General features: G+C 40.1%; 12 protein-coding genes. 7 read left to right on the top strand and 5 right to left on the bottom strand.

The window, feature by feature from the left end; translation table 11 throughout:
- Positions 1-50: 50 nt before the first annotated feature.
- The 3 genes from RAO94_02210 to RAO94_02200 all read right to left on the bottom strand — a co-directional run bounded on the left by RAO94_02210 (position 51) and on the right by RAO94_02200 (position 8,985).
- On the bottom strand, positions 51-6,443 hold the full coding sequence (locus RAO94_02210; GenBank protein MDP8321145.1) for a carboxypeptidase regulatory-like domain-containing protein: 6,393 nt from the start codon (positions 6,441-6,443) through the stop codon (positions 51-53).
- A gap of 621 nt (positions 6,444-7,064) precedes the next feature.
- Positions 7,065-8,105, bottom strand: a complete 1,041-nt coding sequence (locus RAO94_02205) for a DUF1573 domain-containing protein (protein ID MDP8321144.1) — start codon at positions 8,103-8,105, stop codon at positions 7,065-7,067.
- A gap of 109 nt (positions 8,106-8,214) precedes the next feature.
- Positions 8,215-8,985, bottom strand: a complete 771-nt coding sequence (locus RAO94_02200; protein MDP8321143.1) for a M23 family metallopeptidase — start codon at positions 8,983-8,985, stop codon at positions 8,215-8,217.
- Between the two features lie 658 nt (positions 8,986-9,643).
- Between RAO94_02200 and rplM the strand changes: the two genes are divergently transcribed.
- The 7 genes from rplM (at position 9,644) to RAO94_02165 (ending at position 13,565) form a co-directional block, all read left to right on the top strand.
- On the top strand, positions 9,644-10,075 hold the full coding sequence (rplM, locus tag RAO94_02195) for a 50S ribosomal protein L13 (protein MDP8321142.1): 432 nt from the start codon (positions 9,644-9,646) through the stop codon (positions 10,073-10,075).
- Positions 10,076-10,086: 11 nt separating this feature from the next.
- A complete protein-coding gene (gene rpsI / locus RAO94_02190; GenBank protein MDP8321141.1) occupies positions 10,087-10,473 on the top strand; it encodes a 30S ribosomal protein S9 in 387 nt (128 codons plus the stop codon).
- Positions 10,474-10,584: 111 nt separating this feature from the next.
- Positions 10,585-11,373, top strand: a complete 789-nt coding sequence (gene rpsB, locus RAO94_02185; protein MDP8321140.1) for a 30S ribosomal protein S2 — start codon at positions 10,585-10,587, stop codon at positions 11,371-11,373.
- A 55-nt stretch (positions 11,374-11,428) separates the two neighbouring features.
- Positions 11,429-12,055, top strand: coding sequence for a translation elongation factor Ts (tsf, locus tag RAO94_02180; protein ID MDP8321139.1), 627 nt, complete (start codon positions 11,429-11,431; stop codon positions 12,053-12,055).
- A gap of 2 nt (positions 12,056-12,057) precedes the next feature.
- On the top strand, positions 12,058-12,774 hold the full coding sequence (gene pyrH, locus RAO94_02175; GenBank protein ID MDP8321138.1) for a UMP kinase: 717 nt from the start codon (positions 12,058-12,060) through the stop codon (positions 12,772-12,774).
- A gap of 36 nt (positions 12,775-12,810) precedes the next feature.
- Positions 12,811-13,368, top strand: coding sequence for a ribosome recycling factor (gene frr / locus RAO94_02170; protein ID MDP8321137.1), 558 nt, complete (start codon positions 12,811-12,813; stop codon positions 13,366-13,368).
- 5 nt (positions 13,369-13,373) lie between these two features.
- Positions 13,374-13,565, top strand: a complete 192-nt coding sequence (locus RAO94_02165; GenBank protein MDP8321136.1) for a 4Fe-4S binding protein — start codon at positions 13,374-13,376, stop codon at positions 13,563-13,565.
- Positions 13,566-13,971: 406 nt separating this feature from the next.
- Here the strand turns inward: RAO94_02165 and RAO94_02160 are convergent, their stop codons facing one another.
- Together RAO94_02160 and RAO94_02155 are read right to left on the bottom strand one after the other, a co-directional pair.
- A complete protein-coding gene (locus tag RAO94_02160) occupies positions 13,972-14,997 on the bottom strand; it encodes a glycosyltransferase (protein MDP8321135.1) in 1,026 nt (341 codons plus the stop codon).
- A gap of 1 nt (position 14,998) precedes the next feature.
- Entirely contained in the window at positions 14,999-17,326 is a 2,328-nt protein-coding gene (locus tag RAO94_02155; protein MDP8321134.1) for a hypothetical protein, read from the bottom strand.
- Positions 17,327-17,450: the final 124 nt, after the last annotated feature.

Here is a 17,450-nt window from a genome sequence, read left to right as displayed (position 1 = left end):
AAAAAAGAAAAAACACCGGGGCGGTTAACCGCCCCGGCATTTATTATGCTTTATTTAAGCATTATCATCTTGTGGGTTTCATTTAGTTCGCCTATCTTCACTTTGTAGAAATATATTCCTGAAGATACTAGACGATTGCTCTTGTCTTTACCACTCCATACGAAGTCGTGAATTCCACTTGCTACCGTCTCATTTACAAGGCTGTTCACTAACTGACCCTTTACATTATAAATACTAACCGTCACTGGTGTGTTATTATTTGCCACTGACAGCGAGATTGTTATACCATTTCCTCTGCTTAAGTTTGGATTATACGGATTAGGATAGTTTTTCAATACTGCATTTACTACTGGAGCTACTTCCAAATCCTCTACATTATATGTATTCTCACTACTGATACCATTTACTGTCATGGTCATTGTAAATTCACCACTTTCAGCAATTTTCTCATATGGAATACGCAGGAATTCACCACTGATCGCTTCAGCACTTGCCAATGCGATTGCATTGCCATTAACTGCATGAAGATATTCGGTCACTGGTGCCTGGAAACTGATTAATTCAGTTTCTGTCATCACGCTGAATCCATAAAGATCGCCTGTTGTGCTAAATACAAGTTCGCCATTTTCTACTGTCATGCTTACATCAGCTACTGGTGAATCTATTCTGGCTTCTATTGGGAAGATATCGATCATACCAACAGCGTACTGAAGGATAAGAGCGGCATCATAGGCTTCAGGAGATCCATTGCCATCAACGTCACCTGCAATTAATTCCCAGGTCCATGGTAAGGGAGCGCCCACTGGATCCATGCCAACCGTGAACTGAAGTACGTTAGCTGCATCAAAGGCATCTACTACTTCGTCACCGGTTACATCTCCATACATGTAAGCTGCACCTACTGTCATGGTAACTGGAACTATGATCTCTGTATTATAAAGATCATTACTGGTGATCATGATCTCACCCATCATTACGTCGCCATCCATAAGTCCGGCGGCATCAAAGTTCAGGGTGTGCATGTCTGCACCAGCACCTACTGCTACTATTCCATCAACCATCATGTCACCACCAAAAGTTACCCATGGGTTGATTGGAACAGTATAGTCTATTGTCAGAGATGGTGGATTTGCTTCATTCCAGCCATCAATGTTTATCCAATATGAAATTGAATTATCACGTGATGTCATACCACAGGCAAACCAGTCCTGAGCTAAAGCAGCTTCCAGATCAGCAATTACTGTTGTACCAAGAGTATATGTGTGCCAGCCGGTTGCAAAAGTGTAGGCTTCATTATTGTATGAATATGCAACTCCTGTACCTTCTCCGGCAATTATATGTGCACTCAAGGTTGCTGCATCAGTTGTCAGTGGATCAAGGGTACATGGTGTGATTGACCACCAGCAATAATAAGCGTCATTTACATATACATTGCAATCAACACTATTTATAACTGCTCCATCTGGAATTCCAGAAACATCAAACATAGCCCAGCCATCTTCTAAGTTGACTCCATTGATCATGCTGGTTGATGTAAAGCTGGTTCCATCAGTTGAGCCTGTCCAGTAATCTGCACTTTGAGGATAAGCTTCTACTACTGACCGACCCTCATAATACATGATCTCTGCATCATATTCCAGATCCAGATCTCCCAGATTACCAATATTCAAAGTATATTCTGCCAACCCGTCAACTGGTACCATTACGTCAAATTCCAGAGGATCAACTGTGATCTCTGCTGTTGGAATACTACCTGTTATTGTAAGATCAGCAGCTACTGCTGCCATTGCTGCACCATCAGTGAATACTATGTCAGCAAAGTAAGTAAGTCCAGGAAGTTCAATAGCATTAAAGGTGGCTGTGATATTGATACTTTCGCCTGGTGCTAATGTTCCACTAGTCGGTACAATATCTAACCAGGTTGATGCCGGACTTAATTCATAAATTGCCACTGTATAAGTAGTCTGATTAAGTGTACCAATTACAAAGGTTCCAGGAATGAGATCTGCTGAGGTGAACATTCCACCAGCTAAATCACCAGCTGCACCTACATCTAAAAGTACATCATGCGTAACACCGGTTTCAGCACCTGTTGCGATATTGTACTGTGAGATCACGCAGCCACTTCCTGCCTGGCTGAATCCATATACGTATGGTCCGCCATCTGTATAATTATCATAAGCTAAGCCATAAAGACTATTTAATGTTAATGAGCATGGGAAACTATCCAAAATACTTCCATCACGGCCTACTAAGGTGATATCTGTACTCCAGTTATTTACCCAGAATCCATCACTTTCATCATCATAAGCAATTGCACGAACTGCCATAGGTGATGTGATTGTTGATACCAATGTCTGGGTTTCAAAATCCATCTGCCATAAAGCGGTTCCGGCTGCTCCACCATAGAAATATTCTCCATCATAGGCCAGATCTCTTAAGCCTGAAACGCCTGGAATTGCGAAACTTTCGATGAAGTTGCCATCAATGTCAAACTTATTGATAACATCAAGATTCCACACTGCTGTGTAGTAATAGGTTCCGTCAAATTCAATACCAGCCTGACTAACTACGTCAGTTGTGAATGTATCCAGAAGATCCCACATGTCACGGGAAGCTGGAACGTCAAACATCATAAGATCAGAATTCATATCAGCACCATTATTTGTCTTTCCTGCTGGACGTGGTTTCATCTCTGGAACGCTGAAGCGAACTACATTATTAACTGATCCTGCCCAATAGAAGTTTGCATCTCCATCATTAGACAATAAAATATTATGATCTGAGGTTAAGCCATAATCAAGGGTCTCACTTATTACAGTTGGATCAACTGATACGTCAACCATTCCAACCTCTACTATTACATGATTAGTTTCTGGTGATTCACCTTCATCATATACTGCAGTTACATAATATTCATATATGCCTGCAGCCAGTCCCAGATCATCATAGGTTGTCTCTGACAATGTTGCTATCACAACGTCATCTCTATATACATTATATGATCCGGTAAATGGACGAGCTACCTCGCCATATCCGGCTGTTGCGAATTCTACTCTGTTATCTACCTGAATTGCTTCTGGATGCCATGGCTGTGGACGTGCTAATACCTGGTTTCTTCCAGGTTCTCCAGCGATTCCACCCCAGATATTCCAGTTGTAATCCAGACCATAGGATATACTCATTGAATCCCAGTTTAAACCGTCTAAACTGATCATATCTCCAAAACCAGCTACAGCAGGACCACCATCACAACCAGAGGTAAATTCTGCTCCAGATACTGAGGTTGTTTCGTATCCTATCCATAATTCCTGACTTGCGTCAATTGTTACTGGTGTATTCAATACAAAGTTATTCCAGTCAAGTCCTACTGGAGTTACTGTCTGCTGAACCAGTACATTAGCTGCATTTTCCCCAGTCCATACATATAAAGTCATTGCTGTTGGCAGATCGTTGATATATACTGTAACGTTATCCATTACTAAACCATTAAATGGTGCCAGTTCTGTTGGTGTGAATCTGACTGCTACGCTGAATGTTCCGCCACCGGTTAATCCAATAGCATCAAAATTAGTCATATCATCCCAATGCAGCATATCTGTTGGTGGAACATATGGTTCTGTCCATGCCAGTCCTACATCATATCCGTCAACTGTTGCTACCAGGTTAGTTGGCTCTGCCATAATGATATCAAGAGCAAAATCCTGAGTTGCTACTACATCTTCTGCAATTACTACATCCAGTGCTTCCTGTCCTGTATAGCCAGCTACATCACATGTAACTATATATGTACCTACCAGAACATCTGGTATATTGTAATATCCTGTAGCATCTGACATTCCAGAATATCCACCACACATAATAGTGGCTCCGTCAATTGGATTGCCTGTAAAGTTGTCGGTTACTATTCCTTCCAGTCCACCAAATAATATTGGTCCTAAGATGAATGGGAATTCACCTTCATATCCATAATCTCCACCTAACCATTCTACAAGTACCACGCCTTCTTTACTGACGATACCTGATGTACCACCATCTCCATAACTGTCATGTACATATACTATATAACTGCCATCAGGAAGATCTTCTGATACGGTCATTGTCATATTATTGCCTGGGAATGTCCAATCAGCTGCCCAAACAAGTTCACTATTCGCTACATCCCACACGTTCCATGTGCATTCGTATCCCCAGGAATCGCTTGTAAGCTCAAATACTACACCTGTAATTGGATCAAGTGCAAAATCGACTGTAGTTGTCTGATCTTCAAGCACTTCCACTCCTGTAGCTCCATCAGGATTATAACCAGTTAAGGAAACTGCTATATCATAAAATCCTAACTCCAGAGTTAACATATAATATCCCATATCATCTGTCATCAGGGTTGTACCGTCTATTGTCACATTTGCTCCGACTATTGGTTCGCCGGTTACAAGGTCTGTCACTGTTCCATCAATGCTTCCCATTGGTGGAGGTGGCAATATATCAAAATGAGATTCAAAATATCTATATCCGGCAACAAATGAATATCCTTCATTACAGATATAATAGGTTCCTGGTTGAACTAAGAAGCCATTACCATCATTGATCCATGAAGCCATAGTGCTACCTGAACCCCAACTGCTGCAGCCATCATCATCATAGGCAATACGTGTATATGCACTGTCATATAAGTGCATATATGTATCAAATTCTGATCCGCAACTGTGAAGATCCATAATAGATGGTTCTGTAACTGTGAACTCGTAGAAAATATCCTGTCCTGCACGTGAGCCTTCTAAACCAGCTCCTGTACTGTAATCTGTATAAAGAGAAATATCTCCTGACATGAAATATGGGAAAGCATCAATTACGATGGGATCCAAAATCGTGTCACCAGTATCTGTAAATACTTCCAGAGCAAAGTCAACTGTAGTAGTCTGATTTTCCAGAATCTCTACACCCATCTCAGTTGCTCCATAATATCCATCAGCCATTACTGATACATCATATAAACCGCTTTCCAGACCTGCGAACATGTAATATCCATTTATATCTGTTATTTCGCTAAATCCACCAGCAGTTACTACAGCACCTTCAATTGCTGCTCCGCCATCAAGTGCTGTCACTGTTCCATCCAGACTTCCAAATGTTGGTGGTTCATTAGCTGTTATTGCAATATCAAAGGGAGTAAAATATGGTGCTGGCCAGGTTGATACTACTATATAATAAGTCTCACCCATTGGTAAGATCACGTCTTCTAACATGGGGTTACCTGCAGAAGCCCCAGCCTGAGCTACGCATACTGCTGTTGGATCATCTACAAATCCCTGGATTACAAAAAGTCCTGTATAGGTATCTGTATTTGTTAATGCAATATCTACCGACATATTTTCTTCTGGTGTATAAGCAAATACAAAATCATCACCACCCATGTAATAGCTTGCACAAGCCATGGTGCTGGTATAATCATTTCCAAATCCTTCTGTGGTCATTCCTGTCTCAACAAAAGGTAAGGCATCTATCACATAAGGATCTGCACAGCTTGTTCCCGCTGTCTCAAATACTTCCAGAGCAAAATCTACTGTAGTTGTCTGATCGAATATTACTTCTACGCCTGAAACGGTACTATTGAAATATCCGTATGCTGATGCTATTGCATCATAGGTACCCTCAACCATTACTTCGACTTCATAAAATCCCGTAGCATCTGTTGTCCCTGAAAAATTACCGACTAATACAGTAGCACCCTCGATGGGAGCATTGGTATCGAAATCAACAACTTCTCCAGATACAAATCCACTCGGCATAACTGCATCATTATTAAGAATGATATTAGCTATGTATGGCTGAACACCTGCTGCTCTCATTACTTCCTTGTCTGTAGGATGAGCTTCTTCTATAGGATTAGGATCATCTCTGTAAGTCCCGGTAGGAGGATTAGCAGGATCAGGATTATTTGAATCACTGCAGAAATAAATTGAACGGTTCAGGGTTGTTGTAGATCCATAAAACTCGTCCAATGAACTGTGATAACCCGGGGTATTAGCATCTAATGCTATTACCAGATTATCTGTTCCATTATAGGCAAAAATGTTCTGAAGCTCTATTGTTACCCAGTGATCAAAATCCATTACTGAAAATCCACCAGTCCAGACTTCTGTCAGTTCTGTTAGTGGCATCCAGCTCGGATATACACCAAACTCATCAAGAGTTGTGTGTCCCATATAAATTGTACAGTCTTCTACCCAGGCACTGTTTCCATTAAAATGCCAGGCTACATTCTCGATGTCAACTGCTCCACCTATTTCATCTGCGGTATAAATTACCTGTGAATAGGTGTAACCATAATAAGGTTCCATTGGAAGATAGGTACCTGTTTCCATGCCTTCTCCAATTGGAATCGGGTCTGCTATTAGTAATCCTACGCAAACCAGTAATACTGCAATAATCAACTTTTTCATAAAGTCTCTCCTTTGAAATTGAAAATTAACTTTTTCATTTTTTTTGGGTCTTCTTTAGAAGCAGAAGGGTACTCCTCCCGCTCCAACTTCATTGCGATAGTGGCGATTAAACTTTTTCTTACTCTTTGCCTGACTTCTATTCCTAAAATGTTTCTCATTATCAATTTTCTTCCACTTGGCTCCTCATATTTTTTTCCTTACTTCCATTACTTTCCCATTCTTAGAACTCTTATTATTCCCTCTTACCTTTTTTCCATTTTTTAAAAAAACTGTCAAATAATTATTATTCATTATTTCCAGACTAACCCATATCCTCTCTACATCGATAATTCGCTATCTTCATTGATTACACTCCCTTCCAAAATTACACGCCATTTATCACTCCTTATAGCCAATCTCATAACTACCACAATAACATTACCTTACAAATTAATTCTCTGCTCCCTGCACAGAATATACTGCTCTCACTATTATTTTGATATTTTTCTCCCATTTGATTAAAATTACGACCCCTCACAGGTCAAAAATCATACTACTCATTCTGGTTTAATTGCTATATATCTCTCTCTTCTCTCTAATTGATCTCTTTACTCTACTCTACCAAATTAAATATCTGCTCAATTATTTGTCAATAACTTTCCCTTTTATGGTCAATCTTTTGCTGCTCTGGGTAGGACAATTCGTGATCACGGTCACATATCTGATAAAATCTCCTACTGCCCGTTCAAGATTGATCTTAAATGACAATTTCCCCTCTCCTCCCGCAGGAACACTCTCATCATAACTCAATATCTCCACAAAGCTTGACAACCGAATATCTCTGATGATCAGATCGCTCTTGCCCCGATTACTGAAAGAAAATTCGCAGATTATATCTTCAGTGTAACTGGCTTCCCCAAAATTATATGTTGTCTGCTTGAATCTCAAACCCGGTGCTACTGACTTCTGTTCATTGGTCCAGGCACCAAAATCCTCTTTTTGTGACCAAGTGATCTGAAGATTACCAAGTGTCTTCTGGGGATTATTGTCATCACAGAACTTCACCCGCGCCCGGCTGAAACCATATTTACCCGTTTTATCTCCCCATATTTTACTATGAATAAAGGTGGTTTCCCCCACCCCTAATTCCGGCTGGTCAATTATTATTTCCATATTTGGGGGGATCTCATCTTCTTCTAACTTCAATGACATCTCGGCTGGTCCATCATTTTTGATCATTAGCGAATCCAGTTTCGTTTCCGTATCCAAAATCTCGCTAAAATTGAATTCCGCCCGGGTTATCTGTAAATCTCCAACCCGCTTACGCAAATTCGTAGGATCGGGGATTATATATCCCTTGATCCGCAACACCGCTTCCCGGGGATTACCATTTGTGGTTACCCGCACTGATTTATGAAATACTTTGCTCCGATTCTTCGGATCAAATTCTATCATCACAAATCCCTTCTCTCCGGGTAAAACATCTCCAGTTGACCAACTGGGTGTTGTGCAGCCTCAGCCGGCATGAACGTCTATCAGCAGCAATGGCTCATCCCCGGTATTGGTAAATTCAAAACTGTATTTCACCGGTCCATCTTTCTCATAGATCTCACCAAAATCATATTCCCGTAATGCCGGAGCAAATTTAGCCTCTGCAAAAATAAATACCACACTTATCAACATTATCACGATCAAAATTAATTTACTCATTTATAAAACTCCTATCTTCTCACTTCTCCCGTCTCCCGTCTCCCGTCTCCCGTCTCACGTCTCACGACTCACGACTCACGACTCACATCTTCAACATCTTCACAAAATCCGCAAATGATGTGCCTCGATAATGAAGCCGGTGACGCGGATCAAATGAACTGCCATCCAGATAACGTAATTCCAGATGCAGATGCGATGCCTTGCCCGAGCGCACCAGATTCCCAGTTACTCCTGTTAATCCCAAAACTGTATCTCCATGTACTTCATCTCCTATATCCACATTCACCTTATTCAAATGAACATAGGTCGAGATCAATCCCTCAGGATATAATACCTTCACTATCTTGCCATATTCCACCTGAATACTGTCCAGTTCACCTTTCTCATTCTCACCCTCTACCCATTCCAGATGGTTGGGATTATGACTCACGTCAATCACTACCCCATAATCTCCCAGGGGATAAACCTCGGTGTTTTCCGGAACAAATAAATCGATACCTTCATGTATTCTCTTGATACCTTTGCCTGAACGCGGACACCCATAATGATCCTGATTCCGATTATGTACATATTCATTGATCAGATTTTGAAAACTCCTGTTATCTCCCCGGATACCATCCCAGAAAGGTGATTTATATTTTGTAAAATTATCTACAAATGAAGGCGTGACGAACAGCTCGTTCTCTTCCAGCTTCAGGGGATGATATACTACCAGAGAATCTCCACTGTAGGATAGTATCATTATCTTGCTTAAAGTGTCTTCCAGCCGTCCTATCCGCAATTGATCAAACAAAATTATCCCGGCCAGTATTATTATAAGCAGTATCACCAGTATCACAGATCTACTTCCCATCTTGCCTCCAGCATGCAAATTTTATTCATCTGAAATTTCTGGCAATCCTTTTTTCCTGACAAGTTTATTTTCTGCTGCCGAGGTTATCATTCTCTATTTTTCTCTATTTCTCACCTTTCATTTCATCCGCCTGATACACTTTTGAAAAACCCGGTGTTTTCCCTCCCGGAAACATGTCTATCAATCTCTGTAAATTGGTTTTACTTACCAGATTTAACATTTTTAACGTTTACCCCCAAATAATATCTTAATTATGCAATTTAATCTTATTTTAACTTGAATATTATGTAAACTTGCCATATCACTGCATATCCTACTATTTATCATATCTTTAGCTATCTTCCCTGTCTTAAGGTGGCCGGGAAGTGGAACAACAAAGCACATAGTGACATTTTTTTGTTAGATTGTGCTTTGTTGTTACGCCTGTTTGGTTCTTGACAGGCTGTTTTTGGGAGAGTGTTTCAGGAAATATATATTGAAATTTCTACCTCATCTAAGTTCTGAAATCAGGGGTATAGTACCTATAGGTTGTATAGGACTTACGGGTTATTCAGGGCTTATATAGGTTGAAGATGAATTAATATCATCATTAAACCCTTGACAGTAAAACAGGTTAATAAAATTTTTGCTGTCTCGAAAGTTATATAAAGGAGTCGAAATGAAAACATTGATACCAAAAGCGGATCAAATCCAGCAAGATTGGTACATAGTTGATGCGACTGACCAGGTATTGGGTCGTCTTGCCACGCGAGTGGCAAGTGTGATACGAGGCAAGAACAAGCCTTATTTTGCGCCCAATCTGGATACTGGGGATTTTGTGATCGTGATCAACGCAGAAAAGGTTCGTCTTACTGGCAATAAAGAATTGCAGAAGACTTACCAGCGTTACAGCGGTTACCCGGATGGGTTAAAAACTATATCCTACAAGCGGATGATGGCAGAGAAGCCGGAAGAGATCATTCGTCATGCAGTGAAAGGTATGTTACCCAAGAATATCCTCGGCAGACAGTTGTTTCAGAAGCTAAAAGTTTATGCTGGTGAAAATCACCCACATCAGGCACAGAAGCCTGAATCACTTACACTTGATTAGGAGGAAATTTAATGCAGTATTTTGATGCAATTGGTCGCAGGAAGAATGCAGTTGCCCGGGTAAGACTTACCCCAGGGACAGGCAAGCGTACCGCAAACGGCAGAACTATGAAGAATTATCTTTCACGCGAAACTTTGGAAATGGTTGTAGAACAGCCACTTAATATCGTAAGCCTTTCTGATAAGGTAGATATTAAGGTCAATGTTCGCGGTGGTGGACTTTCCGGTCAAGCCGGAGCAATCCGACACGGTATTTCACGTGCTTTGTTAAAGTACGATGAAGAATTACGCGGTACCCTGAAAAAAGGTGGATTCCTTACTCGTGACCCTCGTATGGTTGAACGCAAGAAACCCGGTCAGCCTAAAGCACGTAAAAGATTCCAGTTCTCAAAACGTTAAACAGCCATGATGGCAACTCAAACAGACCTGTTCACGGCAAAGCGGTGTTCACCGGATGGTGGATTGTATTGCCCGAGGCCTGTGGTATTATAACCGTATTAAGGAGATAGTATGTCAGTTGTAACTATGAAGCAACTTCTCGAAAGCGGGGTTCACTTTGGTCATCAGACCTATAAATGGAATCCCAAGATGGATAAGTATATCTTTATTAAAAGAAATGGTATCCATATTCTTGACCTTAAACAAACATTGGACGCTGTGAATGAAGCTTTTATGTTCATTCGTGAGACAGTCACCAATGGTCAAAGTGTTCTTTTTGTCGGCACAAAGAAGCAGGCAAAAGACGCGATAAGAAATGCAGCTAAAAAATCAGCATCTTTCTTTGTGGCAAACCGCTGGTATGGTGGAATGCTCACAAATATGAAAACTATCCGCAGAAGGATTGAAAAGCTGGATTATTATGAACAGATCGTCGAAGATGGCACTATCAGTCAGTTCACTAAGCTTGAACATAACAAACTCGGCAAAGAATTTGTAAAGATCAACAATGCTCTGGGCGGTATCCGTGCTATGGATGTACTTCCAGGAGCCGTGTTTATAGTTGATATTATGAAAGAAAGTATCGCTATCAATGAAGCCCGTAAACTTGGTATCCCAATCGTGGCAATGGTTGACACAAACTGCGACCCCGATCTCGTAGATTATGTGATCCCTGCTAATGATGATGCTATCAGGGCAATTGATTTGATCAGTGATATTATGGCAAATGCAATTATTGAAGGACGTGGTATTCTTACAGAAGGTGCCAGTGATCCCGATGCCGATGCAAAAGCCAAAACTGAGCAGACAGAAACCGAAGCTGACGTAGAAAAAGAAAATAACGAACCTGAAGGTTCTTAGAAAATATTTTAACGGGACTGGAAGATCAGTTTTTCAGTCCCCTTTATCTGATTTTATATTACAGAATAGATTTGAAAGGAGTTTAATAATGAATATATCTGCAAAAGATGTAATGGAATTAAGAAAAACCACTGGAGCCGGCATGATGGATTGTAAAAAGGCGCTCCAGGAAACTAATGGCGATCGTGTAGCTGCTGTGAAATATCTGCGAGAAAAAGGTATCAGCAAAGCCGCCCAAAAAGCCGAAAGAACAACCCGTGAGGGTCTTATATATTCATATATTCATGCCAATGGTAAACTTGGTGTTTTACTGGAAATGAATTGCGAAACTGACTTTGTAGCCCGTAATGAAATATTTGTGGAATTGTGTAAGAATATAGCTATGCATATTGCTGCAACTAATCCTCTGGCAATTGATGAATCCGGACTCGATCAATCCAAAATCGATGAGGAATCAGAGATTTATCGCAATAAGGCTCTTAATGATGGCAAACCGGAAAAAATCGTTGATCGTATTGTGGAAGGTCAGATTAATAAATACAAAAAGACCAATTGCCTGCTCAGCCAGGAATTTGTAAAAGACCCTGATAGAACTGTTCAGGACATTATTACTGACGCCATTGTGACGTTGGGTGAAAATATCCAGATAAGCAGATTTGTCAGATTCTCACTCGGTGCTTGATCATGTCAGTCTTTAAACCTGGTAGCGTAATACTTAAACTCTCCGGTGAAATACTTGCCGGTAAGCGTGGTTTCGGCTTTGATTATAATATTGTTGAGCAACTCGCTGAGGGTATCATCTCTGTTCGAAACCAGGGTTTCCGGATTGGTGTTGTGATTGGTGGCGGTAATATTTTCAGGGGTTCATCCTCTCTTGGTGATAAAATCACCCGCTCTACCGCTGATAATATTGGCATGCTGTCAACTATTCAAAATACGCTTCTGATGGCGGATATATTAAATACAAAGAACCACCGGGCTGAAATATTCTCGGCTGTTCAATGTGATAAGATAGTAAGATTTTTTACGGCAGAAACTGCTCTTCATTCTTTTAATAAAGGAAATATCTGTTTCTTTTGCGCCGGAACTTCGAATCCTTTTTTCACCACAGATACAGCAGCGGTTCTGAGAGCGGTTGAATTGAATGCAGACCTTGTCCTTAAAGGTACTAAGGTCGATGGAGTTTACACTTCTGATCCTAAAAAGAATAAAGATGCCGTACTGCTTAAAGATGTAACTTATGATCAGGCACTTGCCGATCAGCTGCAGATCATGGATATGACAGCCTTTTCACTTGCCAGGGATAATATGATGCCCATCAAGATATTTAATATCTCTGACCCGGCAATGATACTTAAGGCTATTCTGGAGCCCTCAGTCGGCACACTTGTGCATGCCTGAGATCAATCGGGGTGATTGCCCCAAAGGAGTTCTTTTATGATGGATGAAATAATTCTCGAATTTGACCTGAATATGGAAGCAGCTTATGATGCTGTACTCAGGAAATTCGCTACAACCAGAACCGGCAGAGCAAATACTGCTGCCCTGGATAATATTTCGATCGATTACTATGGACAGCAGTCACCAATCAAACAGCTTTGCAATGTCACTATCCCTGAGCCAAGATTAATTGTTATTCAACCATGGGATAAAACTTCACTTCCCTTGATCGAAAAGGCTATCCTGGCTTCGAATATCGGGGTTACTCCGGAAAATGACGGAAACGTTATCAGGCTTCCCTTTCAACCGCTTACAGAAGAAACCAGAAAAGACATCGTGAAGCAGGTTAAAAAAATGGCTGAAGAAGGGAAAATTGCTGTTAGAAACATTAGACGTGACTCTAATGATGATCTCAAAAATAAGGAAAAATCAAGTGATATTACTGAAGATGATCTCAAACTCGGGATGAAAAAAATTCAGGAGATCACTGATAAATGGACTGATAAGATCTCGGAAGTTGCAAAAACTAAAGAAAACGAAATTATGGAAGTTTAACTCAAATGGATAAAAAGAATGAGAAAAAAGTCTATTATTTTATCACCAGCGAGTGCATCATGTGCGGTATCTGCCTGGATGTGTGCCCCATATCTGCTATTGAAGAAGGTGAAGAACAATATATCATCACCGATGCCTGCATCAATTGTGGAAAATGCAAAGTTGCCTGCCCTATAGAGGCTATCAAGGGTAAATAACTGATCACTCTGGTGTAATATTAATTAAACCTCCCATCCGGGAGGTTTTTTTTATACAATAGTCCCCCTGCTTTTGGGAATTATATTGTCTAACAATATGATATTATATAAGTTAAACATCATCTCAGTTGTTAATTTTCTCAATCTCATTAACACCCGATTTTTAATCGGGTGAGCGGAATATAACATAAACATATAGTGGCTTCAGCCACTTTTAGAAATCTATCCTTAAATTATTTATTTGATAATTACATAATTATATATAAAATATATTGAAGTCACTAAAGTGACTACACATCGTTCGTATATATATTCCACCAACTAAAGTTGGTGGTTAATGAGAATGGATTAATGTAATAATTCAGCTCTGACACAATTGCAATCAATTTCGGGGGAGTGCTTTTTTTTATTTATAATATTTACGGGTGAATCCTGAAACCCAGGCTCCATGTGGCAAAAATATCTTCTTGATCGAGCCAGTTATAAATCCCATACCGTATGCCAGCACTTGAGTGAATAATGTGATCACGGACAATATCCCCACCAGCAGAGAATGATTTCGAACAGAAGACTGGATAAAGGAAAATAAGGCAATTATCAGCCCCATTGCTACTTCAAATAAGAGTAGATAACGCAGGTTCCTTAACCAAATGCTGCCTGACACTGTTACCAGAAATATAAGCAGTATTATTGCAGGTAAAGCATGTACCGGTTTCAACATCTGAGGGTCTATTGTTCCCAGATTAATTCTCGTTACGCCCCAATTGAATATCTGCTTATAAAATCGCCTGAGATTTGTACGCCGTTTATGAAAAACCTTGAGATCAGGTAGAAAAATAATTTTAAATCCTGCATTATAGATCCGGTTGGAAAATTCCATATCCTGTCCATGCCTGAGATCATTCATGCCACCTATCTTATCATATACTCTTCTGCGGATCCCCATGTTAAAACTGCGGGGATAATATTTAGCGACACTACCTTTGGCAGAACCTCGCGTACCCCCTGTTCCGATAAAAGATGTCATGGAATAATTAACCGCTTTCAAAAATGGAGGGAAATCATCCCGCTGCGTATCAGGACCGCCAAAGGCATCAAAATTTTCTTGATCAAGTGCCTGCTGCAATTGATTGATATAATCATTCGGTACTGTGCAGTCAGAATCTATAAATACCATCAATTCACCTTCAGCTTCTGCCATTCCTCGATTACGCGCAGCTCCAGGACCCTGATTTTGCTGGTGAAAACAGCGAATTGCCAACCTCTCAGTAAAATTCTCCAATACCTGATCAAGTTCATCTGTGGAACCATCATCAACTATTATGATCTCAAAGCCTGTCTGAACTGTCTGACTGCAAAATGATCCCAGAAAATCCTTTATCTCATCAGCCCGATTGTAAACCGGTACTATTATTGATATCAGCTTCTCCATCTTATGATACTTTATTCTTCCTTTTCCGGATGATATAATATACTGTTAATCCCGCCAGCAGTAACCAGGCAATTGCGTGAGATATTTGGGAAATAGCCAGGTATCTCAGATATGTTTCTGGTTCAAATCTAAAGATCACTTCCTGCTCACCCGGCTGATCAAGAAATACTGAACGCAATACGTGATCCGTTTTATAGATAGCCACTTCCGTTCCATCAACATAGCATTTCCAGCCCTTAGGATAATATATTTCTGAAGCCACAAAAAGAGCAGGGACATCATGAGAAACTTTGTATTTTATATAATTATAAGATGCTTCTTCCAGCTCTATTGAACTATCATTGGGCATTGTAATATTTATCCCGGGATCTTCTTCCAGAATCGCTGTTTGATAAGCATCAAATTGCGGATCATTTAGAGCATCAAAGCGCTCTTCTCTATCAGGCTTAACCTCATACTCTGTCACAAACCAGGCTGGTTTCGCTTCAAAATCTGTCAAATAGGTGATCATCTGCTTTGATTTGTCATAATAATGCAGGATCAGATGATCTTCCGGTAATGCCTGAGAACTGATGATATACTTAGTATTCAGCATCTTGAGAATATTCCAGTTCAAGGGCAACTGAGGATCGCTTCCTTTATATAAACATGATTCGATAATATCCTGATATATCCTTAGTTTAGCTGCATTATACCCACCAATGGAATTATGATAATATGAATAATCATTGGAATTGAAGGGATTCTCCGTAAGAGGAAAAACACGGTAATAACCTGTATCCTGTAATAACTTCTTATCAGTATTTGTCATGCGAAAATGTGAATTTTCCAAGGCTTTGGGATTATTCAATTCCCCCTCAGCTTTGATCATATACGGCACCTGATCTGATAACATCAAACCCAGAAGTATTATCATAAATAGTGCAGGCTTCAGCTTTTTAGTAAGGAATAGCCAGGTGATCACGGCACAGGCTAAAGTGTATAAAATCAATCTTAATCCGTCAGAATGCATCATATCAAGACGGGCTGAGGCAATCAATCCTGCAGTGTCAGCGCCGTACTGAGAAATTTCATCTCCCTTTATCATTTGAAATGAACCACCAAATAAATAGGGAACTAATCCTGAAAGCACTAATAAGACCGTTACAATAATGATCGTTTTTTTCAGCTTAATATCACCCTTGAAGATACTCTCCAGTCCAAAACCGGCATAAATAACAGTCAGCAGGAACATTACAAGCTGCAACATTGCCGGTACTCGGAATTTATTAAAAGCCGGCACATACAAGAAAAATATATTATAGAAAGCCTGAAAATGTCTGCCGAATGAAAGCAGCAGACATAGTAAAAATAATCCGCTGAATAGCTTGATAACAGGCTTTTTCCAGTTTGCTATCAAACCCGTGAGTGCCAGAAATGCCAGGATTATCCCAATATAATCATAAGTCTGCGTGAAGGGCATATAACCCCAGTAACCCGGTATCTTCTTCCCTGTAAGCTGAGGTACAGCACCGCCTTCATAAGTTTCCTGAGAAGTACCACCAAAAAAGCGGGGCATTGTCCAATTAAAAATCGCCAGCGGATGCATCGACCAACTGGTTGCATAACTTGTATCCAATCCGCTGGAACCCTCTTCTCCTGTACCTCCTCGAATGGAATATGGAGTATATTCCCCTGCTACGAATAATGGCTGAGCTACCATACCAATAATTAGTACGCAGGCTGGGATCAGCAGCAGTATCTTTTTAACTAAAACATTTATTTTCCCTTCCCTGATCAGATTTATCAGATAAAAAAGACCCAGAAAAACCAGGATAATGATCTGGTAAAATATCACCTGATAATGATGTGTGCGAATTTGAACTGAGAAACTAAATATAAATCCGATCAGCCATAACAGATTCTTTTTATTAATAAAACTGACAAAGAAGAAAATAACTAAGGGCATATACATTACCGGGCGGAATTTCTGAAAATGACCAATTGAGAGTATGGACATATAGTGTGGGATCAAAATAAACCCCAAAGCACAGAAAGCCGAAGTCCACCAGCTCAGCTTAAAAAATCTCAGCAAATAGAACATGCCGATAAATCCCACCAGATAAAGCCAGATATTCAAATAGATAATTTTGGCAAAATAACGATGTATAATGGAATCAAAACTGAATGCTTTGCCGCTATTACGATGATATATAGGCATCCCTGAAAATATATTAGTATTCCAAAGTACGTCTTCACCGGTTTTTTTATGATATTCACGTATCTGGTGTAATGAACCTATGGAACCCAATACGTCAACGCCACCTGGACGCAAACCTTTAAATGCCATAGGAAATAGGATAATTAAAATCAGTACAAAACACAGTGTAAAAAGCAGCAAATTTCTCCATTGGTGTATAAAACTTTTACTTTTAGATCGACTAATCCATGTCACCTTTTTCTCTTTATTCATC

This window comes from Candidatus Stygibacter australis (assembly GCA_030765845.1).
GTDB classification, from domain to species: Bacteria; Cloacimonadota; Cloacimonadia; order Cloacimonadales; family TCS61; genus Stygibacter; species Stygibacter australis.
This window is presented reverse-complemented; position numbering and strand designations above follow the sequence as displayed.